The sequence below is a fragment of the Actinopolymorpha sp. B11F2 genome (assembly GCF_040195635.1).
GTDB lineage: Bacteria > Actinomycetota > Actinomycetes > Propionibacteriales > Actinopolymorphaceae > Thermasporomyces.
The window spans coordinates 85,195-106,538 of the sequence record NZ_JBEFTX010000024.1; the positions used below are offsets into that span (position 1 = coordinate 85,195).

The window sequence follows — 21,344 nt, forward strand, 5'->3', positions numbered from 1 at the left end:
GGACCCCCCTTGTCCTCGTCCTGACGTCATCCGCTGAGCAGCACATGGAAGCTGGCGCCACCGCCCGGCCGCTCCTCGACCCGCGCATAGCCACCATGCAGCTGGGCGAAGCGCCGGACGAGTGCGAGACCCACACCGAGACCGCTCGTATGGTTGCGTGGCTGGCCGCGCTGAAACAGATCGAACACGCTCGACCGGCGATCGACCGGAATCCCCGGCCCGTCGTCCTCGACCACCAGCAGCACTCCGTCGGGTTCCCGCCGGCAGCGTACCCAGATCGTCGTTCCGGACGGCGTGTGCTGGACGGCGTTACGGACCAGGTTGGTGATGATGCGTTCGATGATGGCGGCATCGACGTTGGCGACGGCCGCGGAGAGGTCGAGTTGGACGGGATGATTCTGCGCGTCCACCGTGCTCGCCGCTCGCTTCACGATCACGCCCACGTCGACCCCGCCGCGCTGGGCGGGCGTTGCCGCGTCCTCGATGCGTTGGTAGTCGAGCAGGTCCCGCAGCATCGCCCCTGTGTCGCGGGCTGACGTCTCGAGCTGCGCGACCACCCGGTCGCGTTCCTGTGCGTCGAGTTCCTGGGTACGCAGGAGTTCCGCGAGGCCGACGATCGCCGCGATGGGCGCCTGCAGGTCGTGCGACACGTCGAGCAGGAACGCACGACGCATCGCGTCGACCCTCCGCAGCTGCTCCGCTGCCGCCTTCTCCTTCGCGTTGGCGGACACGAGCAGCTCCCGGGCGTGCTCTGCGGCAGACACGTCGTGCAGGAGCCACAGCAGCCAGTTGGTGGCGACGACGGCACACCGCAACTCGCCGCGGAACGCCGCGGCCGGATCTCCCACGAGAGTGACGGTGAGCGGTTCGGCGCGCTGAGCGGTGGGGTCCCGGAGCATCCGCTGGAACGCGTGCCGCACAGGCGGGGCCAACCGCAGCGCCAGCGTCATGGAACGTGCGCCGGCCAGGTCGAGCCCGAAGAGCTGCTTCGCCCGGCGGTTGAGCTCGAGGATCATGCCTGCCCTGTCCGTCACCACCATGGCGTCGGGTGCGACGTCGAACAGATGCTGCCAGCGCTCCCGTTCCTCGGCGAGCTCGGTCTGCTTCGCGGCGAGTTCGTTGGCCTGCTGGGCAAGCTGCTCCGTGGCCGCGCTGAGCTCCTCCAGCGCGGTCTCCAGATCCGCCGACGCCTCCTGGACAACCACGTCATCCGGCAACCGCCGACGAATCTCCCACATCCGTTGGGAGAGCCGCGAACGCCAGGCATGCGCATCCGTGTCGCTCACCGCGACCTCGCCGCCAGGAGGAGGATCACCCCGCTGGTCCGGTCGCTGAGTGGGCTGCAGGTCACCTCACACGTGATCGGCTGGCCACGGCGGTTGACGGCCTCCAGCTCGATGCGCTCGCGGGCGGAGCCGTCGAGGCAGGCGCGAACCGGATGGCGGAGCGCGCCCGTCGGCAGGCCCAGGTCGAGGCTGAAGAACGACTCGCCGAGTACCTCGTCACTGCGGACGCCCCAAAGCTCCTCGCAGACCAGGTTCCAGGTGCGTACGCGCAGGTCGCCATCGAGCACGACCACACCGACCGGGACATTGGCGAGGACACCGCCGAGGTAACTGTTTACCTCGTCCAACTCCGTCGAACGGATCCGCAGCTCCTCGTTCATCGTCTCGAGTTCTTCGTTGGTGGACTGGAGTTCCTCGTTGGTCGTCTCGAGTTCTTCGTTGGTGGACTGCAGTTCCTCGTTCGTCGTCTCGAGCTCCTCGTTGGTGGACTGCAGCTCCTCGTTCGTCGTCTCGAGCTCTTCGTTGGTGGACTGCAGCTCCTCGTAGGCGGTTTCAAGCTCCTCGCGCGAGGTCTTGACCTCCTGCTGGAGCCGCACGAAGGCCGTCGCGTCCACGAACGTCACCGCGCTACCGATCACCTGTCCGTCGGGAGCCACGATCGGATTGACGCGCACGTCGAGGTACTGCAGCTCGTGAGGCCCGAGCGAGCGTTCGACGGCGTTCTTGCGGACGACGCGCCGCTCGGACTGGGCCTGCTCGATGAGCGACCGCAACTCCGCGGGCCGGTAGGACACCTCCAGGTCACGCAACGGCCGACCCTCGTCCCGCTCGGTCAGACCGAACATCACCCGCGCCTGGGAGTTGATCAGCACAGTGGAGCCGGAGACGTCGATGACCAGCCGTGCCGTCGGGTCGGTCTCGAGGGTCAGGTCACGGAGCTGACGGCTGCGGAGAGCCTCGCTGGAAAGGCCCCGCGTCACCTCGAGTGGCGTGAGAGGTCCGGTCATGACATGACTTCCAGGACGGCACCGGAAGATCCGGTATGGCATGTTCATCGGGACGAAACGGGAACCGTTGGTCATCAGCATCTCGGCCTTGCCGAGGAACAGCACGCCGCTGTCGCGGAGGGCGAAGTGCAGGCGCCTCATCAGCTGGTTCTGCGCCTCCGCGTTGAAGTACATCAACGTGTTGCGGCACGCCAGCAGGTGCAGGCGGGAGATCGGGGCGTCGCTGATCAGGTCGAGTCGGCCGAAGATCACCCGGCGTCGAAGGTCAGGGCGGAACGCCATACCGTGACCGTTGGGCTCGAAGTACTTCTGCTGCAGCGGTTCGGGCACCGCCTCCATCGACCTGGCCGAGAACACTCCCCGGCGAGCCGTGGCCAGGGCGTTGTCGTCGATGTCCGTGGCATAGATCTTGACCCGTTCGCTGAACGCCTCGACCCCCATCGCCTCGGCGAAGGTCATGGCGAGGGAGTACGCCTCCTCGCCGGACGAACAGCCCGCGCTCCAGACCCGCACCTCATCGGGTCCGGCCGCCTCCAGGACCGACGGAACGACGTCGGTACGGAGGTAGTCCCACGCGTCGATGTCGCGGAAGAACGACGTCACGTTGATGAGCACCGTGTTGAACAGCTGGGTGAACTCGTCGGCGTCGGCCTCGAGGAGGTCGCGGTAGTCCGCGAAAGACGCCTTGTCGACGTCCTGCATCCGCTTGCGGATGCGCCGGCCCAGCGTGGACGGTTTGTACGTACTGAAGTCGAATCCGCGCAGGTCCCGGATGAACTCGAGCAACTCTGTGAGTTCCTTGTCGGTCTCCGTCATCGGTGGTCCTCAGTCTCGAACAGGCGCTGAATGACGGGCCCGATCTCGGCCAACGTGAGGACGAAGTCCGCCGTGTTGGTCTCCATGGCCGCACGCGGCATCCCGGTGAACTCCGCGTCGTCGGGATCTTGCACGATAACGGTACCGTTGCGGTCCTTCACTGCCCGGACGCCCATGGCACCGTCGGTGCCGCTCCCGGTGAGGACCACGGCAACGGCACGGTCGGCAAAGCTGGCGGCCACCGACTCGAACAGCAGATCTGCGGACGGGCGGACGAAGTGGACCAGCTCGGTCTCGGTCAACGACAACACCCCGCCGCGCCCTACCAGCAGATGGCGGTTGGGCGGTGCGACGTAGGCGACGCCGGGGAGGATCTCCTCGCGATCCTCGGCCAGCTTCACCTTGAGCGAAGTCTTGCGGGACAGAACGCTCGGGAGAATGGTCTCGTGGCGCGGATCCAGGTGCTGGACCAGCAGCACCGGCGCGGGAAAGTCCCCGGTGAACGAGCTGAGAACCGCCCGCAGTGCGCTGATGCCACCAGCCGAGGACGCGATCGCCAGGACGGCGTACGCGGGGGCGCCAGGCTGGTCTCCCTGACCCGGGGACGACATCTGCTCATCCCGGCGAACAGGGAGTGAACCGGGACATACCCGATGGCGTACACACGTGAATCGTCGCCGCCGCGTCGGCGGGTGAGACGAAACGGGCGCACGTCACACCATTCACATGCTCATGGTACGCCGTGTCCCCGCGGCGGCATCGCGGTTGCCACCGCGGTCGGGCACTATTCCGCGCAGAGGCAGAACGGATGGCCTACCGGGTCGAGGTACACCCGGAACGTCGTGCCGGGCTGGACCTCCGCCTTGCGTGCGCCCAACGCCAGAACCCGCCGCTCCCCCTCGTCGAGGTCGGGAACGTAGACGTCGAGATGCGCCTGCTGGGGACGTTCGGCACCGGGCCACACCGGAGGCGCCCACTCCTCCGCTCGCTGGAACGCCACGGAAACGTCCCCTCCGTTGTGGAGTGTCACCCAGTCGTCGTCCCCCTTGGGCTCACCGCCCACAACACCTCGGTAGAACTCGGCCAGGACCCGCGGCTCGGGGCAGTCGATGGCGACCACTCCGAGTCTGCCGACAGCTGTCGTGCTCATGGGGGAAACACCTCCGGTCAGTGTGCGGGAGAGTCCCGCGCGAAACCTGCGTACTGATTATGACGGTTACGCATTGGCTACGCAAACCGGTATCGGGCGTTTGCCGGTGTCACGCCGGACCGGTACCGGACGCTTGGTACCAAGTCTTGAAGGCTCCCCTCGGGCCGCACTCCCCCGGCAAGTAGCGTCGTACGTCAGTCGACCCCGGGCCGCACACCTGGCCTGGCACCAGCCGCGACGACGGGAGGGACACCGCATGCACCCGCGGATCCGCTGGGGCATCATCGCGACGGGCAACATCGCCGGGCAGTTCGCCAGAGACCTCGCACTCCTGCCCGACCACGAGGTCGTCGCGGTCGGCTCCCGGAGCCTCGCCCGCGCCCAGGCCTACGCCGAGGAGTTCGGTGTCCGCCGTGCCTACGGGTCCTACACCGATCTCGTGTCCGACCTCGACGTCGACGTCGTCTACGTCGCGACCCCGCACTCGGACCACCTGGCCACCGCCCGCCTCGCGCTGGAGGCCGGCAAGGCCGTGCTCTGCGAGAAGGCGCTCACCGCCAACGCGCGTGAGGCCCGCGAACTCGTCTCCCTCGCGCAGGAGAAGCGGCTGTTCTTCATGGAAGCGATGTGGATGCGCTGCAACCCACTCCACCTCCAGCTGCGCGACCTCATCGCCGGCGGCGCCATCGGCCAACCGCAGACACTCCACGCCAGCATGGGATTCCTCGCCGAGTACGACCCCGAGGGCCGGCTCTTCGCCCCCGAACTCGCGGGCGGGGCCCTCCTCGACATCGGCGTCTACCCCGTCAGCCTCGCCCACCACCTGCTCGGGCCGCCCACGACCGTCCGGGCCACCGCCACCCTCGCGCCCACCGGCGTCGACGCCAGCGTCGGCATGGTGTTCGGCTACGCCAGCGGCGTTGTCGCCACCCTCACCGGCTCCATTGCCGGCATCCTGCCCAACGACGCCGCGATCGGCGGGACCGAGGGGTGGATCGACATCCCCCGCAACTTCCACGACACCACGTCCCTGACCGTGCACCGGGAAGGAAAGGACCCCGAGACCTACGCGGTGGAGAAGCACGGCATCGGCTACACCTACGAAGCCATCGAGGTCGCCCGCTGCCTGCGCGAGGGGCTGGTCGAGAGCCCACTCGTCTCGTGGGCGGACAGCCTGGCCGTCATGGACGTCCTCGACGGGGTGCGGGAGCAGATCGGTGTCCAGTACCCGAACGACGTCCATTCCGACGACGAGACACCACCCTGAGGCGGACCCCACGCCTCACCCGGCCCGCGGGTGCGATTTTCGTCGAAGCCGCGTCTGACGTGCGACGTTGCCGCAACGAAACTCCGCACACGTAGGGTCAAGTAGGAGTTCTGGCACCGACCGAGGGGGTTGAGTCCCTGTGCCCGCCACCGTGAGCACCAACGACCCGGCCATGCCGTCCACACCCGCTTCACGCCCGATCGACCCAGGTCCGTCCTCGATGTCACACTCGCCACGTACGCCGGAAAACTCCGAAGGACCCGGGTCCGCCGTTCCCGCCGACGCCACCGGGTCGACCACACCGGTCGCGCAGTCCCCCACGGCACCGGCACAGCGCAGCAATCCGGCGGCGCCCCCCGCGCCCGCCGGTGCGGACACGGCGGCCAGCTCCCAGCCGCACCCGCAGGCCGCGAAGTCCTCGGCACGGGCCGCGTTCGTCGTCGTCGCCAACCGGCTCCCGGTCGACCGGGTGGAGGAACCGGACGGCAGTGCGTCGTGGCGCCGCAGCCCCGGCGGACTTGTCACCGCGCTCGACCCGGTGATGCGGGCCAACAAGGGAGCCTGGATCGGCTGGGCCGGCGCGACCGGCGAGGCGCCGGAACCGTTCGACGAGGCCGGCATGCACCTCGTCTCCGTGCCGCTGTCGGCGAAGGAGGTCGAGGAGTACTACGAAGGCTTCTCCAACGCCACTCTCTGGCCGCTCTACCACGACGTCATCGCGCCGCCTGCCTACCGGCGGGAGTGGTGGGAGGCCTACGTCAAGGTCAACCAGCGGTTCGCCGAGGCGGCCGCCCGCGTCGCCGGTCAGGGTGCGCTGGTGTGGATCCACGACTACCAACTGCAGCTGGTGCCCGAGATGCTGCGGGAGCTGCGGCCCGACCTGCGGATCGGCTACTTCCTGCACATTCCGTTCCCCCCGGTCGAGCTGTACGCGCGGCTGCCCTGGCGCCAGCAGATCCTGCGCGGCCTGCTGGGCGCGGACCTGATCGGCTTTCAGCGTCCCGGTGCGGCGTCGAACTTCCTGCGCCTCACCCGCCGGCTGCTCGGATACCAGACCCAACGCGACCGGGCGTTCCTCCCCGACGGCCGGGTCGTACGGGCCCGTTCGTTCCCGATCTCGATCGACGTCGGTGAGCTGGAGGAGATCGCCCGGCGGCCCGAGACCGAGCGGCGGGCGTGGGAGATCCGCGAGGAGATCGGCGCCCCGAACAAGATCCTGCTCGGCATCGACCGGCTCGACTACACCAAGGGCATCGGCGAACGCATCCATGCGTTCACCGAACTGCTGGCCGACGGAACGCTGACGCCGGACGAGGCGACGTTCATCCAGGTGGCCACGCCGAGCCGGGAACGGGTGGAGCAGTACCAGCTGCTGCGCGACGACGTCGAGCTCATGGTCGGCCGGGTCAACGGCGTGCACGGCCGGATCGGCCGGCCCGCGGTCACCTACCTGCACTCGTCGCACGAACGAGCCGAGCTGGTCGCGCTCTTCCGCGCCGCCGACGTCATGGTGGTGACGCCGTTGCGGGACGGCATGAACCTCGTCGCCAAGGAGTACGTCGCCTGCCGCTACGACCACACCGGGGTCATGGTGCTGAGCGAGTTCGCGGGCGCCGCGGACGAGTTCCGCCAGGCCCTCCTGGTCAATCCGTACGACGTCGACGGGCTCAAACGCCGGCTGCTCGAGGCAATCCGGCTCGAGCCTCGGGAGGCGACGCGCAAGATGCGGTCGATGCGCCGCCACCTGGCCGAGCACGACGTCGACCGGTGGGCCAGCTCCTTCCTCGACGAGCTGGGTGGAACCCAGCGCACATGAGCGACTCGGTCGGGACATCGCGGATGGTGCCTCCTTCAGGTTTCGCGGCGAAGCGGCGGCCCCGGATGAGTGCAGCGGGAAAGATCCTCGCCCTCGACCTCGGCTCGTCCGGAGTGCGTGCGGTCGTCTACGACGAGCGCGCCGAACCGGTGCCGGACGCGCGGGCGCGGCGACCCCTCGAGCCGGAACAGGACGACGACGGCCGCGCCGAACTCGATCCCAAGGCCTACCTCGACGGACTCGTCGCCTGCGTCGACGAGCTGTCCGACGCAGGCGCGCTGGACGGCGTGAGCCGGGTCGCCGGTGCGTCGCAATGGCACTCGGTGCTCGCCCTCGGCCCCGACCGGGAGCCGCGCTCAGCCGTCCTGACCTGGCTCGACACCCGCGCGCACGCCGTGGAACCGCGGCTACCGGCCGACGCCGACGCGTTCCACGAACGCACCGGCACCTGGGTCCATCCGCTGTACTGGACGACCAAGGTGCCGTTCCTGCGTACCCTCGACGACCTGACGGGCGCCCGGTTCGTCGGCCTGCCTGACTACGTGCTCGGCGTACTCCTCGGCGACGTCACCACCTCCGTCTCCGTGGCGTCGGGCACCGGCCTGCTCGACCTCGCCAAGATGCGTTGGGACGACGAGGCCCTCGCGCTCGCGGGGCTCTCGGCCGCCGAGGTTCCCGAGATCGACGACACCCCTCGTCAGCTCGCGGAGCCGTGGCGGTCGCGTTGGCCAGCACTCGCCGACGCGGAGTGGCATGCCGTGCTCGGCGACGGTGCGGCGTCCAACCTGGGCAGCGGGTGCGCCACCGACGACGCCGTCGCCGTCACGGTTGGCACGTCGGCTGCCCTCCGGGTCGTGCACGGCCCCGACGCCCCGTCACCGCCGCCGACGGTCTGGCGTTACCGCGTCGACGCGTCCCGGCTGGTCAGCGGCATCGCGTTCTCCGGAGGCGGAGTCCTGCGCGCCTGGGCGGTCCGCATGCTCGGGCTCGAATCCGACGCCGAGCCGAGCCGGCCACCCGGTACGTCCGGCCTGGTGTCGGTTCCACTGCACGCGGGAAGCCGGCCGCCGGGCACGGCGCCACCCGGCTCGGGCCTGGTCGCGGGGTTTTCGCTCGACACCTCCGCCGACGAGTTCCTCGCCGCGACGCTGGAAGGCGTGGCGCTCGAGGCCGCCCGAGCGTTGGAGGTGTTGGAGCTGGATCTTTTCGAGCTGGCGTCCGGGGCGCGCCTCGACGTCGTCCTCGGTGGTGGCGCGGTGCACGCCTCGGCGTGGTTCCGGCGCGCGCTCGCCGCGACCTTCGACCGGCCCGTACGGCTCGCCGGCGATCCGGAGGTGGGTGCCCGTGGTGCGGCAGCGTGGGCGGGCGGATTCGATCTCGACCGACCGACCGAGACGGTCGAGCCGACGCATGAGGACGTCGTACGGATGGCCGCGCTCCGCACGCGGTACTCGAAGTGGCGCGAGGTCGTGCATGAGCGAGCTCTTTGACGCTGTGACCCGTTCGTAGTTCAGGGTCCGTTCCCGCGCCACCGTCCGAGCAGGCAAGATGATGCTCCGAAGCGGAAGGAGCACCAAGAGTGACACGACCAGTCGAGCGGAAGCCCGACGCGGGCGTCGGCAAGGGGCAGAGCGGTCTGCACACCCGTTCCGACGCACGCTTCGATGCTCTGCGCGATCTGGTGGCCAGTGGCGTCGTGCTGGTGGACTTCTGCGGCACCATCACCGCTGTCAACGCGGCGGCCGAAGCGATCCTGCACTGGAAGTCCGAGGATCTGGTCGGACACGATGCCATCGACATCGCCGTGATGCCGCGCTACCACCTGTCCGCACGCGAACGGCTGGCGCTCATTCGTACGGACGGCTCCTGGGAAGGCGGCGTGCCGCTACGCCGGAGCAACGGCGACACCCTCCGGTGCGCGGTGCGCGCGCGGGTGGTGAACCAGCCCACGGTCCACGCGACCGGCCGGGCCACCGAGGAAGCGGCCGCGGTCGGCGGCGAGGTTCTCGTCGTCTTCGCGCCGCTCGCCAGCCAACCCGCCGGAGAGGCCGAGCGCGCCGCGCTGCTGAGGGCGGAGCGGACCGCCCGGTCAGAACTCGAGCACGTCCGTGACCGACTCGCGTTCGTCGCCAGCGCCGGCAGCCGGCTCGCCTCGTCGCTCGACGTGGGGATGACCTACGAAACGGTCGGCGCGCTCGCCGTACCCCGCTTCGGCCAACTCTGCGTCATCGACCTCTGGGACGGGCGCCGGCTCGACCGGGCGTTCGTCCACGACGCCGACGCCGACGCGGATCCGTCCCGCCAGTCGTTGGTCGAGGAGGTCCGCAAGCTGGGAGGGTCCCAGCTGGAGGACCATCCCGGGATCCGGGCCGCGCTCACCGCGCGACCGGTCGTCGTCCCGGCGACCACGCCCGAGGTGGTCGCCTCGATGTACGACGAGCCCCACGCGCAGGACGTCATCGTGCGTACCACCCAGGGGCAGGGACTCGTGGCCGTGCCGCTGATAACCCGCGGCCGAGTGATCGGCGTGCTGACCCTCCTCGGCCCCGGACGTGCCTACGGACGCAAGCTCGGAGCCGGCGAGGACCTCCCGCTCATCGAACAGGTGGCGACCCGGGCGGCGCAGAGCATCGAGAACGCGCGGCTCTTCAACGCCGAACGACGCCTCGCCCGCAACCTGCAGGAGAGCGAACGCCGGCAGCGCCGGGCCGCCCTGACCCTGCAGCGGAGCCTGCTCCCGGCGTGGCCGCACCATCCGGGAGAGGTCGAGGTCGCGACGCGGTACTTTCCGGGTACGGAGGAGACCGAGGTCGGCGGCGACTGGTACGACGTGATCCCACTGTCCGCCGGGCGCACGGCGCTGGTGATCGGCGACGTCATGGGACGCGGGCTCCGGGCCGCAACGTTGATGGGGCAGGTACGCACCGCCGTCCGCGCCTACGGCCGGCTGGACCTTCCGCCGAAGGAGATCCTCGACCTGCTCGACGGCATCGTGGCCGACCTCGGCGAGGCGGAGATCGTCACCTGCATCTACGCCGTCTTCGACCGGGCACAGAGCAACCTGACGTACGCGTCCGCCGGGCATCTGCCCCTGCTGGTCGTCGACGAACGTGGCCGGGCCCGGCGGCTCGACCACGAGTCCGGGATCCCGCTGGGTGTCGGCGTGTGCGCCGCGCCCGAACATGCGATCGCCGTACCGGACGACACCGTGGTCGCGTTCTACACCGACGGGCTCGTCGAACACCGCCAGCGTGACGTCGACGCCGGCATCGACCAGCTCGTCGACGCTCTCGCGCTGGCGACAGGAACGCTGGAAGGCATGTGCGACCAGGTGATCGACGCACTCCGCCCGCCCGCGGGCTACGACGACGACGTGGCTCTCCTCCTCGCCCGTGCAGCCCACTCCGACTTCGCGTGATCACGCCACCGTCCTGGGATCACACCGTCGTCCCATGATCACACCGTCGTCCCATGATCATGCCGCCGTCCCATGATCATGATCGTGATCATGAAAGTTTGTCGGCGTATTGACCGAACTTCTTTCATGATCATGGACGAGGGGCGCCCCTGATGCGTAGGCGTGTTGGATGAGGGGCGCCCCCTCATTGAGGGGATCAGGATCCGTTCAGCGGGCGACGTTCTCGCGCCCGTCGAGCATCGCGAGCTCGTGCCGGCGGGGCAGTCCTTCCCAGTCACCGGCGACCGAGACCGAGAAGGCGCCACAGACGTTGCCGCGCCGCAACCGATCGGCCGGAGCGACACCGTCGAGCAGCCCGGACAGGTACCCGGCGACGAATGCGTCCCCCGCGCCCACCGGATCGACCGCGCTCACGTCGAGAGCGGGCGAGGTCACCGGCTCCGCGCCGATCAGGGCGTACGCACCGGCCGATCCCAGCTTGAGGATCACCTCGCCCGGGCCGAGGGCGGCGAGCTGCTTGGCGAGGCTCTCGGTCGTTCCCTCCCCGACCACCAGCGCCGCCTCGTCCTCGCCCGCGAAGACGACGTCGGCCCGCTCCACGAGCTGCCGGAGCACGGCACCGGCCTCGGCCGGGGACCACAGAGCCGTACGGTAGTTGAAGTCGAACGACACGAGGACGCCGGCCTCGCGGGCCAACCCCACCGCCCGAAACACCGCGGCGCGGGCGGAGTCGGACAGCGCGGGTGTGATGCCGGACAGGTGCAGCACCCGCGCCGACCGCACCAACCCCGCGTCCACATCGTCGGGCCCGACCCGCGATCCGGCGAGGTCGCGCCGGTAGTAGCTCACGCGTACCCGGTCGGCGGTGCGGTGCTCGCGCAGCATCAGACCGGTGGCGACGGCATCCTCCCGGCGTACGCGCGAGACGTCGACCCCCTCGGCGCGCAAGGCGTCGTTGACAAGGGTGCCCACCGGGTCCGCACCGAGCCGCCCGATCCACGCGGTGGAGTGGCCGAGCCGGCTGAGCCCGATCGCGACATTGGTCTCCGCGCCGCCGAAGGAGATCGTGGCAGGCGCTCCGACGCTGAAGGAGCCGGTACGGGTGGCGGCGACCAGCCCCATCGTCTCGCCGAGCGTGACGACATCCACGGCAGTCACGTCGGCCGCGCCCGCAGCGCCGTCCGAGCCGAGGGGATCCGTCAGCGCCGCCGTCACGGCGCGGTCCAGCGGCTCGGTCACGGCGTACCTCCTGCCGTGTTCACCGCGGCCACCAGCGCACGCGCTCGCTCGGCCAGCGCGTCGAGGTCACTACCCGGCTCGCACGCGTCCGCCACCAGCGGGCTACCCACCCCGACACCGACCGCCCCGGCCGCGAGGTAGGCGCCGGCGTTGTCGCCGTCGATGCCGCCGGTCGGCACCAGCGGGATCTCCGGCAGCGGGCCGCGGACGGCCTTGAGGTACGCCGGCCCGCCCATCGCCGACGCCGGGAAAACCTTGACCATCGTGGCGCCGGCCCGCCACGCCTGGAGAATCTCGGTCGGGGTCAGCGCTCCAGGCAACACCGGGACGCCGAGTCGGGCGCCTTCCTCGATCACCTCGACGCAGACGGCCGGTGAGATGAGGTACGTCGCCCCGGCGTCGACCGCGTGGCGCGCCTGCTCGACCGTCGTCACGGTGCCGGCACCGAGCGCGACGTCGTCCGGCTTCCGCGCGGCGTAGGCGCGGAGCGCGTCGGTGACATCGGGAGCGCTGAACGTGAACTCCACCGCGCGGAACCCCGCCGCCACGACGATGTCGCTGACCTCGCCATACCGCGCGGCGGACGACGACCGCAGGATCGCGATCGCCGGGCACGCCTTCATCGCTTCCGCCAGGCTCACCCGTGCACCTCCATGGTCGTCGATCCCACCGGTCCGGCCGTACGCCGAAGCTCCAGGCGCGCGCTTCCGCGCCGAGCCCTGAGTCCTCGCGCTTCCGCGCCGAGTCCTGAGTCTAAGTCGTGACGTGCGGGGTAAAGGGGACCGCCGGTCGCGATCGGACGCCCGATCCACCCGGGAGCGGGGGCGGCATCCGGGGTGCCTTGACCTCGACAGGTGAAGGCCACTTCACTGGTGGGCTGAGCGTTTCGTCCATGTATCGGCGCTTTTTGACGGCAAAGAAGGGACGACGCACCATGGCGAGCGAGCACGGTTCGACCGATCCCGGACCGCCGAGCAGCGGCCCACCTGGCACTTCGAGCGGGGACGCACCGCTCGGCGGTGGTACGTACACGCCGACCCTCTCCACCCGCCATCTGCCAGGGGTAGAGGTCCGCGACCTGCCGGCGGCACCGACCGACACCTGGCGCATCATCGGACCCGGGCTGGTGGGCGCGGGCGTCGGCCTGGCGTCCGGTGAGTTCATCCTGTGGCCCTACATCGCTTCACAGGTAGGGCTCGTCTTCCTCTGGGGCGCGGTCATCGGCGTGATGACGCAGTGGTTCCTCAACATGGAGATCGAGCGCTACACACTGGCGACCGGCGAGACTGCGTTGACCGGTTTCAGCCGGCTGTGGAAGCACTGGGGACTGGTCTTCGCGGTGATGACGTACTTCGCGAACATGTGGCCGGGATGGGCCACGAGTTCGGCGACCCTCGTGTCGTACATCTTCGGTGGCAACGTCACGGCCATCGCGATCGCGATCCTGCTGATCTGCGGCGCGGTCCTCACGCTGGCACCGGTGGTCTACACCGCACTCGAACGCGTCATCGTCGTGAAGGTCGCGGCGATCGGCGTCTTCATCCTGGTGGCGATCATCTTCGCCATCACCGGCGACGCCTGGCGCAACCTCGGCCAGGCGGTCACGCACATCGGGCAGTTCCCCGACCTGCAGTTCGCGCTGATGCTGGGGGCGATCGCGTACGCGGGTGCCGGTGGCGGGCAGAACCTCTGCCAGAGCAACTGGATCCGGGACAAGCGGTTCGGCATGGGTGCGTACGTCCCACGCCTCGTGAGCCCGGTGACCGGCCAGGAGGAGGCGGCGCCGTCGACCGGCTACGTCTTCGCGCCGGTCGGCGACAACCTCACCCGGTGGCGCGCCTGGTGGCGGTTCGCCAACCTCGAGCAGGCGGCGACGTTCGTACTCATCACCGCGTTCACGATCGGGTTCATGTCGATGCTGGCGTTCTCGACGGTGTTCGGGCGCGAGGGCCTGCCCGACGACATCGCCTTCCTGCAGGTGGAGGGCAACGCGCTGAAGGAGAGCGTCGGACCATGGTTCGGCTACTTCTTCTGGGTCATCGGTGCGTACGCCCTGTTCGCCGGGGCGATGGGGATCATCGACTACACCAGCCGGCTGGCAGCCGACCTGGTGGCGACGGTCTACCTGCGCGGGTCGGGTGTCTCGGAGAGCCGGGTCTACTTCTGGCTGGTGTGGGGGCTCGTGGCGTTCGGCTGCCTGGTGCTGCTGGCCGGCCTGGACCAGCCGCTGGTGCTGCTGGTCATCTCGTCCTGTGTGGCCGGAGTGATGATGGCGATCTACGGCGTCCTGCTGATTCTCATGAACAAGCGGGCGCTGCCGCCGGCGATCAGGATCAAGACGTTCCGTACGGTCGTCATCGCCCTGGCGGTGGTGTTCTACGGGACACTTGGCATCATCACCATCATCCAGCAGGGCTCGCAGCTGTTCGAATAGTGGAGTTTCGGGTGGGTTCGGGCTCGCCGCCATCGAGGGCTTGCCCTTGGTGCCTGACGAAGGACGTGTGTACGCAAGGTGAGCCCGCCCCACTCCCGCGACAGCCTGTCGGCGTATCTCCTCGAGGAGATTCTCGCCGGGCGGATCCCGTCGGGTGCGAAGCTGCCGCCGGAACGCAGCCTGGCCGAGCGGTTCGGCGTGTCGCGGCCGATCGTGCGCGAGGTGCTGCGGAGCCTCGCCGAACGCGGGTTCGTGGACATCCTTCCGTCACGTGGCACGTACGTCCGGGAGGCCCGGTCCAGCGACGGCGCGCGGTCGCTCGACACGTCGTACCGCCGGCGTAACGCCACCATTCGCGAACTCACCGAAGCGCGGCTGATGCTGGAGACCTATGCCGCCCGGCTCGCCGCCAGCAACGCGACCGACGTGGAGATCGCGGCGATGCGGCGCTGCCTCGACGACTTCGAGCGGGCCGGACACGTGCTGGAGCAGGCCCGGCTCGACCTGGCGTTCCACGCGCTCGTCGTGCGGGCGAGTCACAACACCGTGATCGAGACGATGTACGCGTCCATTACCAGCCTGACGTTCGAGTTGATGCTGCGGAGTTTGTCCGACCGGCAGGTACACCAGGCCGGCGTACCGCTGCACGAGAACGTCCTGCAGGCAATCGTCGACCGCGAGCCCGATCGGGCGGCCGAGGCGATGCAGGAACACCTCGAGGTGGCGAGACGGCTTTACGGCAAGGACTTCGAGGCCAGCGTCGACCAGGTGGCCCAGCGGGAGTTGCAACGGATGCTCGGCCCGTCCGCGTCGCTGGAGGGGATACTCGAGGATGTGGCACGCCGCCATGCGGCGCTGGTGACAGCCCCCGGACCTGCGCCAGGGCCAGCGGCCCCGTGATCATGATCGTGATCCTGAAAGCCCTGCGCACACACAGCCCCGTCCCCCTTCACCATCCGGTTTGCCTTCATGATTGCCGGCCTGGTCAGCCCCGTGATCATGAAGGTAAACCGGATTGTGAAGCGTAACAGGGCAATAGGTCCTACTTCTCTTCATGATCACGATCATGATCACCGGTTCGGGCGGGAGGTCCTGATCAGCTGAAGTACGTACCGCCGTTGAGGTCGATGACCGAACCCGTGCAGAACGAGCCGAGGTCAGAGGCGAGATACAGCACCGCCCCGGCGCAGTCGGCGGGGAAGCCCGCCCGCCGCAACGGCGTACCGTCGATCGTCGCCTGCTGTTCGTTCGGTGGGGTGAACTCCTCGTGGAAAGGCGTGTCGAGGATGAGGCCGGGCGCGACCGCGTTGACGGTGATTCCGCGCGGGCCGACCTCCTTGGCGAGCCCGCGGGTGAGCCCGTGCATCCCCGCTTTGGCGGCGGCGTAGGCGACCGCCCCCCGGCCGCCGCCGTTGCGGCCGGCGACCGAGGAGATGTTGATGATCCGGCCGCCGTCCGGCATCGACCGCAGCACCGCGCGCGTACAGCAGAATGCGCTGAACAGGTTGACGTCGATCACCTTGTGCCAGTGTTCGTCGGACATGTCGGCGATCGGCTGCCGACCGAGCAGGCCCCCGGCGTTGTTGACGAGAATGCTGATCGGCCCGCCGAGCGCGCCCGCGGCCTGGTCGACCACTGCGTCGACCGCCGCGCTGTCCGCCGCATCCAGTGCGTACGCAGCAGAACGCCGGCCCAGCGCGGCGATCTCCGCCGCCACCGGTGTGCCGTCATGGCTGCGGTAGGTGAGCGCGACGTCGGCGCCGGCCTGGGCGAGCGCGAGGGCGACTCCCCGGCCGATCCCGACGGCTCCGCCGGTGACGAGGGCGGCCTTGCCGCTCAGGTCGATCTGCATGCGTACTCCCTTTGTCTTCCTACGGTCTGGGTCTTCCTACGCCTGGGTCGTGCTACGTCTGGGTGGTGCTACGTCTGGCCTGCCCAACGGCTGCACGCATCTCAGGCGAGGATGTCCACCTGTCCGGCGGCGACGGCGTAGTGCAAGTGTTCCTGACGCAGGAACCGTTCGATCTCGGACACCATCGCCTCACCCTGCCGGCGGTGTGAGTCGAGCGTGTGGCCGGCGCTGTGCGGGGATCTGATCGTGTGCGGCATCTCCCGCCACTCGCTGTCGACCTCCAACGGTTCGGCCGGGAACACGTCGAGCGCCGCCCGGATCCGCCCTGTCCGCAGTTCCGCCTGCAGGGCGCCGGGATCGATCAGTCCACCGCGGGCGCTGTTGACCAGGAGGGCACCGTCACGGAGACCGCCGAGCTCGCGCGCCCCGAGCAGATTGCGGGTCGACGGTAGCAGGGGCACGTGCAGGGTCACGATGTCACTACGGGCGAGGAGGGTGTCAAGGTCGACTTGCGCGACGCCGAGCGTGCTCGCCTCGTCCGCGTCCAGCAAGGGATCGCTCACGAGAACGGACGATCCGAACGCCTTCAGCAGCCGGATCACCGCCCGTCCGGTCCGGCTCGCGCCGACCACACCGACGGTCTGCGCGCCCAGCAGCCGGCCGGGGTGGCGGTGCCGCAGGTCGCTCCAGCCGGCTCCCTCGCGTAGTCCGGCGTCGAGCAGGTGGAGTTCGCGGAGCCAGGCGAGGATCTGGGCGATCACGAACTCGGCAACGGAGTCGGCAATCAACGCGGCTGCCTGACAGACCGTCACCCGGGTGCCGACCGCCTCCTGGGGAAGGAGGTTGCGGATGCTTCCGGCGGAGTGCGCGACGAGGGCGAGGTCGGGGCACTTCGTGAGGATGTCGTCACCCAGGCGTGGCGTGCCCCAGCCGGTCAGGCACGCGACCACTCCGTCCAGCAGCTCCGGAAGGTCCCAGGCGTCCGGCGAACCGTCGGCCCATCGCACGTTTCCGAGCGCGTCGAGTCGGCGCTCCGTCTCGGTCGTGAGCACCATCGACCTGGTGGCCGCCGTGAGCAGAACCGCCACACCTGAAGGTGTCTCGCGCGTCATGTCGTCCTCCAAGGACTGCTCGGTTCTCAGGAACGGGTGGGATAGAGCACCAGCTCGGGCACGTGCGCCCGGGCGGGCAACGACATCACTGCGAGGCACATCCGGGCCACATCGTCGGGTTGCAGTGCGTTCGCCAACATCTCCGCCGTTGGCGGCGTCGGTCGGCGCTCGACCATGGGCGTGTCGGTGAATCCTGGGAAGAGCACCGACACGCGGATCCCGTTGGCGCGTTCCTCCTCCATCGTCGCGTGCGCGAGCGCGGTGACTCCCGCCTTACTGGCTTGGTATCCCACCCCGGAGAGATCCGGCTTTCGGGCCGCCGAGGAAGTGATGTGCACCAGCAGTCCGTCGCCCTGCTGGCGGAAGACCGGAAGCACCGCCTGCGTGAGCACGAACGCCGCATCGAGGTTGGCACTCATCAGCTCCCGCCAGCCTTCGGGCGTGAGCTTCGTGAGAGCGCGGTTCCTGATGTTGGTGCCCACACTGTTGACGAGAACATCGATCCGTCCGTACGCCTCGACGCCCGCACCGACCGCTGCTTCGACCGCCTGCCGGTCCGTGGCGTCACCGGCGTACGCGATGGCGGAGCCACCCTCGGCGGTGATCGTCTTCTCCAGCTCCGCAAGGGAATCCGCGCGCCGCGCGAAGAGGACGACACTGGCGCCCTCCGCGGCCGCCGCGACCGCCGCGGCCCGACCCATGCCACTGCTCGCGCCAGCCACCATGACGACCTTGCCCGCCAGCGAGGCGTCGGCTCCCACCCCCATCACACACTCACCTCGACGACATCGGGCACCGCCGTCAAGAGGCGCTTGACATAGCGGAGATCGGTACGCGTCTGGTCGATCACCTGGTCGTAGGGCAGTTCGTAGTGACTGTGCAGCGACAGCTCGCCGTCGAACCCGATCGCCTGCAGGTGCGGCAGGATCTCGGCCCAGGGCACCATGCCGTCGGCGAGTCCGAACCAGTCCGAACTCCACTCCCGCTGCCCGGTGCCCGTGGTTGCCGCGGGGAACCAGCCACCGTTCTTGACGCCGACACACGCCAACCAGGTTTGGAGAATCTCCAGCGTCATCCGCCAGTCCTCCCGTCCATCCTGCACCACCTGGTTGCCGGGATCGGGGTAGGCGCAGAGCCGCTCGGGCGGGTGACCCTCGAGCAGGACTCGCGTCAGCGCTCCGGACGCGTGGATCGTCCCACCGTGGAGCTGGATCGCGAGGCGTACGCCATGATGCGCGGCCAGCGCGTCCAACCGGGCAAGGTGCTGACGGGCTTCGGCCACGGTGTCGGCGTACGGCCTGATCGTCGGTTTGTACGCCCAGTAACCCAGCCGGATCAGGCCGACGCCCGCGTCGGCGCACGCGCCCAGCACCGCATCAGCCGGGAAGCGCTCGGGATCGGTGAGGTCGGTGGTCGCCATCGGCACCGAAAGCCCTTCGCTTTCCAGGCGTTGGACGGCCGCCGGGATGTCGCGGGCCTCGGCAGGATCGACGGTCGCGCCCGGCCGGACGAGCAGGTCGATCCCGTCGAAACCCAACTCCGCCGTTGTCGCTGCGATCTCATCGACTCTTCGGCTCTGGAACAACTTGGTGAACAGCACCGTCCGCATCAAGGCACCTTCTTCTCTTCTCGAGCGCTTCGTCTCGCGGTGGACGCGCGCGCTACCAGTTGTGGGGCCATCACCGTCGACTCCGGGCCGTCGCCGGCCTGGGTACGAATGGCGTCGAGCGCGAAGCGCGCCATGTCCGCCAACGGCTGCCGGATCGTCGAAAGGGGTGGGTTGTACAGCTCTGCGATGGTGATGTCATCGAAGCCCACGATCGAGATGCCGCGTCCTCGTCCCGGGACCGCGAGGCCGGCGTCGCGGGCCGCCGCGCAGGCGCCGATCGCGTACATGTCGTTGATCGTGACGACCGCGGTGGGCGGCTCTGCCAACCGAAGGAGGGCTGTCAGCCCCTGTCGGCCGAGTTCGGCGCTCTCACCGTCACCGAATCCCTTGCCCGGGTTGGACCATACGAGTTGCCTCCGGTAGCGGACCCTGGCGTCGGCGAGCGCGGCGCGATACCCGGCGAGTCGACGCCCCCGGCTCACCGTGGCGATCGCTCCTGAGATGAAGCCGATCCGGCGATGGCCGAGATCCAGCAGATGCTGGGTGGCGAGGTAGCCTCCGCGATGGTTGTCCACGCTGACGCTGACGAGGCCTGGCGGATCGCCGGCCTGGCGCTCGCGGTCGAACGCCACCAGGCGCAAACCTCGCTCGGTGAACGGGCGCAGGTGGTCCAGGGAGGGGAGGGACGTCCCGAGGATGACAGACCGGACGCCGCCTGCCCAGAGTTCCTCGATGTAGCCGTGTTCGCGGGCGGGATCGCGTTCGCTGTTGCAGAGCAGGACCTGGTGCTGGTCGCGGAGCGCCTCGGCCTCCACGGTCCGCGCGAAACTCCCCCAGAACGGGTTGGCCACCGACGGTACGACGAGGCCGATGACCTGGGCACGGCCGGTACGCAACTGACGGGCGACCCGGCTGGGCCGGTATCCGAGCTCGTTGATCGCGCGCGCAACCCGTTCCCTCGTCCGCGGGTGCATCCGGGCGTCACGGCCGTTGAGGAGGTTGGACACCGTGCTCGGCGAGACCTTCGCGGCCGAGGCGACGTCGCGGATGGTGACACTGGCGCCGCCGGACGCGGAGACGCGTTGAGTGGACACGGAAGGACGGGTGGCCGGGGCGGAGACGCGTGTGGGCGTACGTCCGCGCGGCATGCCACCCGCCCTTCAGAAGTGGTGTATCGATGCACCAATGTAACGATGCACCACCCGGTTTCCCCAGCGAGAGTCCGGAACTGGAAAGGCAGCGCGAAGCAGCCGGTCCGTCCGCCACGCGCGCAGGTTCAGCGGCCCCTCGATCCCGTTCGACGGCCTCGATCTGGCGACCTGGTACGACCGCGAGTCCGGATCGGTTCGCCTCCCGCGCCCGGGGAAGAGTGCGAGCGAAGCAGGTGGTCCGCCCTCCACGTACGCCGGTTCAGCGGCGTGCCGAGTCCGCGACCTCCTCGATGACCCTGGTGAAGCCGTCGTCTCCACCACCGCGCGCCACCAGCCGTTGCACGGAGTCACGAAGGAACGCGACGTGGCTGGTTTCCAGCCCATCGGCCCGCCTGACCCGCACCAACTGGTCGAGCACTCGAGCGTGCTCGGTGAGGGTCGCGGGACCCACGGGGTACCGGCGTTCGCGGATCTCCTTCGCCACGTCGGGAAGGGCGTCGACGACGTAGCCGAGTTGCCGGCGTACGAACGGAACGAAGGTCTCCGGGTCGGTGTCGGGCGCCCCCACGAGGGCGAGTGCGTTGAGACAGGCCGCCTCGGTCTCGTACCACAGACCGAGGAGCGCGAGGTCCCACCGGCACGCCTGACCAAGGTCAGTGCCGACGTGGGTGGGCGTACCGAGTTCGGCAAGCGTCGCGGCGTACTCCGCGAAGGTTCGTTCGGCTCCGGCATAGAACATGGTGGCCGCGGGCGTTCCGATCTGGCTGGGCCCGGCCTGGATCACGCCGTCGAGGTAGTCCAGCCCGACCTTCGCCGCCCGCGTGGCCATGGCGCGCGCCTCGTCCGGTGTACCCGTACTGAAGTTCAGCAGCGCACACCCGCCCGCAGCCGCGCCGATCGCGTCGAGAACCGCCTCGCTCGCGTCGTAGTCCGTGACGCTCAGAAGGACGAGCGAGCTGGCCGCAGCGGCCGCGGCGGCGGTAGGCGCCGCGACGGCTCCGCGCGCGACCAGCGGGTCGGCCCTGCCGGCGGTGCGGTTCCAGACGGTGGTCGGATGCCCGCCGCGTAGCAGAGCGGCGGCGAGGGCGCTCCCCATCGCGCCGAGCCCGAGCACGGTCACCGGTGGATGGTTCATGCGAGTCCTCCTCAGGGGGAGCTGCTGGGGAACTTACGTTACGGTACGGATC

At 69.4% G+C, this 21,344-nt stretch carries 18 protein-coding genes; 6 read left to right on the top strand and 12 right to left on the bottom strand.

What is annotated here, in order from left to right; genetic code table 11:
• Positions 1 to 26 precede the first annotated feature (26 nt).
• The 4 genes from ABN034_RS31095 to ABN034_RS31110 all read right to left on the bottom strand — a co-directional run bounded on the left by ABN034_RS31095 (position 27) and on the right by ABN034_RS31110 (position 4,259).
• Positions 27 to 1,286 (bottom strand): sensor histidine kinase, encoded by a 1,260-nt coding sequence (locus tag ABN034_RS31095; RefSeq protein WP_349694539.1) that lies wholly within the window; start codon positions 1,284 to 1,286, stop codon positions 27 to 29.
• Entirely contained in the window at positions 1,283 to 3,109 is a 1,827-nt protein-coding gene (locus ABN034_RS31100; RefSeq protein WP_349694540.1) for a CheR family methyltransferase, read from the bottom strand. The genes ABN034_RS31095 and ABN034_RS31100 overlap by 4 nt, the downstream gene beginning before the upstream one ends.
• Complete coding sequence (locus ABN034_RS31105; RefSeq protein ID WP_349694541.1) at positions 3,106 to 3,720, bottom strand: chemotaxis protein CheB; 615 nt, start codon at positions 3,718 to 3,720, stop codon at positions 3,106 to 3,108. Before ABN034_RS31105 ends, ABN034_RS31100 begins: the two co-directional genes overlap by 4 nt.
• Before the next feature lie 173 nt (positions 3,721 to 3,893).
• Positions 3,894 to 4,259, bottom strand: coding sequence for a VOC family protein (locus tag ABN034_RS31110; RefSeq protein ID WP_349694542.1), 366 nt, complete (start codon positions 4,257 to 4,259; stop codon positions 3,894 to 3,896).
• Positions 4,260 to 4,515: 256 nt separating this feature from the next.
• Between ABN034_RS31110 and ABN034_RS31115 the strand changes: the two genes are divergently transcribed.
• The 4 genes from ABN034_RS31115 to ABN034_RS31130 all read left to right on the top strand — a co-directional run bounded on the left by ABN034_RS31115 (position 4,516) and on the right by ABN034_RS31130 (position 10,760).
• The gene (locus tag ABN034_RS31115) at positions 4,516 to 5,526 is read left to right on the top strand and encodes a Gfo/Idh/MocA family protein (RefSeq protein WP_349694543.1); all 1,011 of its coding nucleotides are present in this window, start codon (positions 4,516 to 4,518) and stop codon (positions 5,524 to 5,526) included.
• Between the two features lie 220 nt (positions 5,527 to 5,746).
• A complete protein-coding gene (locus tag ABN034_RS31120; protein WP_349694544.1) occupies positions 5,747 to 7,342 on the top strand; it encodes an alpha,alpha-trehalose-phosphate synthase (UDP-forming) in 1,596 nt (531 codons plus the stop codon).
• Positions 7,343 to 7,407: 65 nt separating this feature from the next.
• Positions 7,408 to 8,832 carry an FGGY family carbohydrate kinase gene (locus ABN034_RS31125; protein WP_349694545.1) on the top strand — a complete coding sequence of 475 codons (1,425 nt, stop codon included), beginning with the start codon at positions 7,408 to 7,410 and terminating at the stop codon, positions 8,830 to 8,832.
• Between the two features lie 89 nt (positions 8,833 to 8,921).
• Positions 8,922 to 10,760 carry a SpoIIE family protein phosphatase gene (locus tag ABN034_RS31130; protein WP_349694546.1) on the top strand — a complete coding sequence of 613 codons (1,839 nt, stop codon included), beginning with the start codon at positions 8,922 to 8,924 and terminating at the stop codon, positions 10,758 to 10,760.
• A gap of 207 nt (positions 10,761 to 10,967) precedes the next feature.
• Here the strand turns inward: ABN034_RS31130 and ABN034_RS31135 are convergent, their stop codons facing one another.
• Entirely contained in the window at positions 10,968 to 11,999 is a 1,032-nt protein-coding gene (locus ABN034_RS31135) for a sugar kinase (protein ID WP_349694547.1), read from the bottom strand.
• On the bottom strand, positions 11,996 to 12,640 hold the full coding sequence (locus ABN034_RS31140; protein WP_349694548.1) for a bifunctional 4-hydroxy-2-oxoglutarate aldolase/2-dehydro-3-deoxy-phosphogluconate aldolase: 645 nt from the start codon (positions 12,638 to 12,640) through the stop codon (positions 11,996 to 11,998). Before ABN034_RS31140 ends, ABN034_RS31135 begins: the two co-directional genes overlap by 4 nt.
• 293 nt (positions 12,641 to 12,933) lie before the next feature.
• On the opposite strand from ABN034_RS31140, the gene ABN034_RS31145 reads away from it, so the two are divergent.
• Both ABN034_RS31145 and ABN034_RS31150 read left to right on the top strand, forming a co-directional pair.
• Positions 12,934 to 14,433 carry an Nramp family divalent metal transporter gene (locus ABN034_RS31145; protein WP_349694549.1) on the top strand — a complete coding sequence of 500 codons (1,500 nt, stop codon included), beginning with the start codon at positions 12,934 to 12,936 and terminating at the stop codon, positions 14,431 to 14,433.
• Positions 14,434 to 14,511: 78 nt separating this feature from the next.
• Entirely contained in the window at positions 14,512 to 15,333 is an 822-nt protein-coding gene (locus ABN034_RS31150; RefSeq protein ID WP_349694550.1) for a FadR/GntR family transcriptional regulator, read from the top strand.
• Positions 15,334 to 15,529: 196 nt separating this feature from the next.
• On the opposite strand, the gene ABN034_RS31155 is transcribed toward ABN034_RS31150, so the two are convergent.
• The 6 genes from ABN034_RS31155 to ABN034_RS31180 form a co-directional block, all read right to left on the bottom strand.
• Complete coding sequence (locus ABN034_RS31155; RefSeq protein WP_349694551.1) at positions 15,530 to 16,285, bottom strand: SDR family NAD(P)-dependent oxidoreductase; 756 nt, start codon at positions 16,283 to 16,285, stop codon at positions 15,530 to 15,532.
• Positions 16,286 to 16,386: 101 nt separating this feature from the next.
• A complete protein-coding gene (locus ABN034_RS31160) occupies positions 16,387 to 17,397 on the bottom strand; it encodes a hydroxyacid dehydrogenase (RefSeq protein WP_349694552.1) in 1,011 nt (336 codons plus the stop codon).
• Positions 17,398 to 17,423: 26 nt separating this feature from the next.
• The gene (locus tag ABN034_RS31165; RefSeq protein ID WP_349694553.1) at positions 17,424 to 18,164 is read right to left on the bottom strand and encodes an SDR family oxidoreductase; all 741 of its coding nucleotides are present in this window, start codon (positions 18,162 to 18,164) and stop codon (positions 17,424 to 17,426) included.
• Entirely contained in the window at positions 18,164 to 19,006 is an 843-nt protein-coding gene (locus tag ABN034_RS31170) for a sugar phosphate isomerase/epimerase family protein (RefSeq protein ID WP_349694554.1), read from the bottom strand. The genes ABN034_RS31165 and ABN034_RS31170 overlap by 1 nt, the downstream gene beginning before the upstream one ends.
• Entirely contained in the window at positions 19,006 to 20,100 is a 1,095-nt protein-coding gene (locus tag ABN034_RS31175) for a LacI family DNA-binding transcriptional regulator (RefSeq protein WP_349694555.1), read from the bottom strand. Before ABN034_RS31175 ends, ABN034_RS31170 begins: the two co-directional genes overlap by 1 nt.
• Before the next feature lie 316 nt (positions 20,101 to 20,416).
• The gene (locus tag ABN034_RS31180) at positions 20,417 to 21,292 is read right to left on the bottom strand and encodes an NAD(P)-dependent oxidoreductase (protein WP_349694556.1); all 876 of its coding nucleotides are present in this window, start codon (positions 21,290 to 21,292) and stop codon (positions 20,417 to 20,419) included.
• Between the last annotated feature and the right edge of the window lie 52 nt (positions 21,293 to 21,344).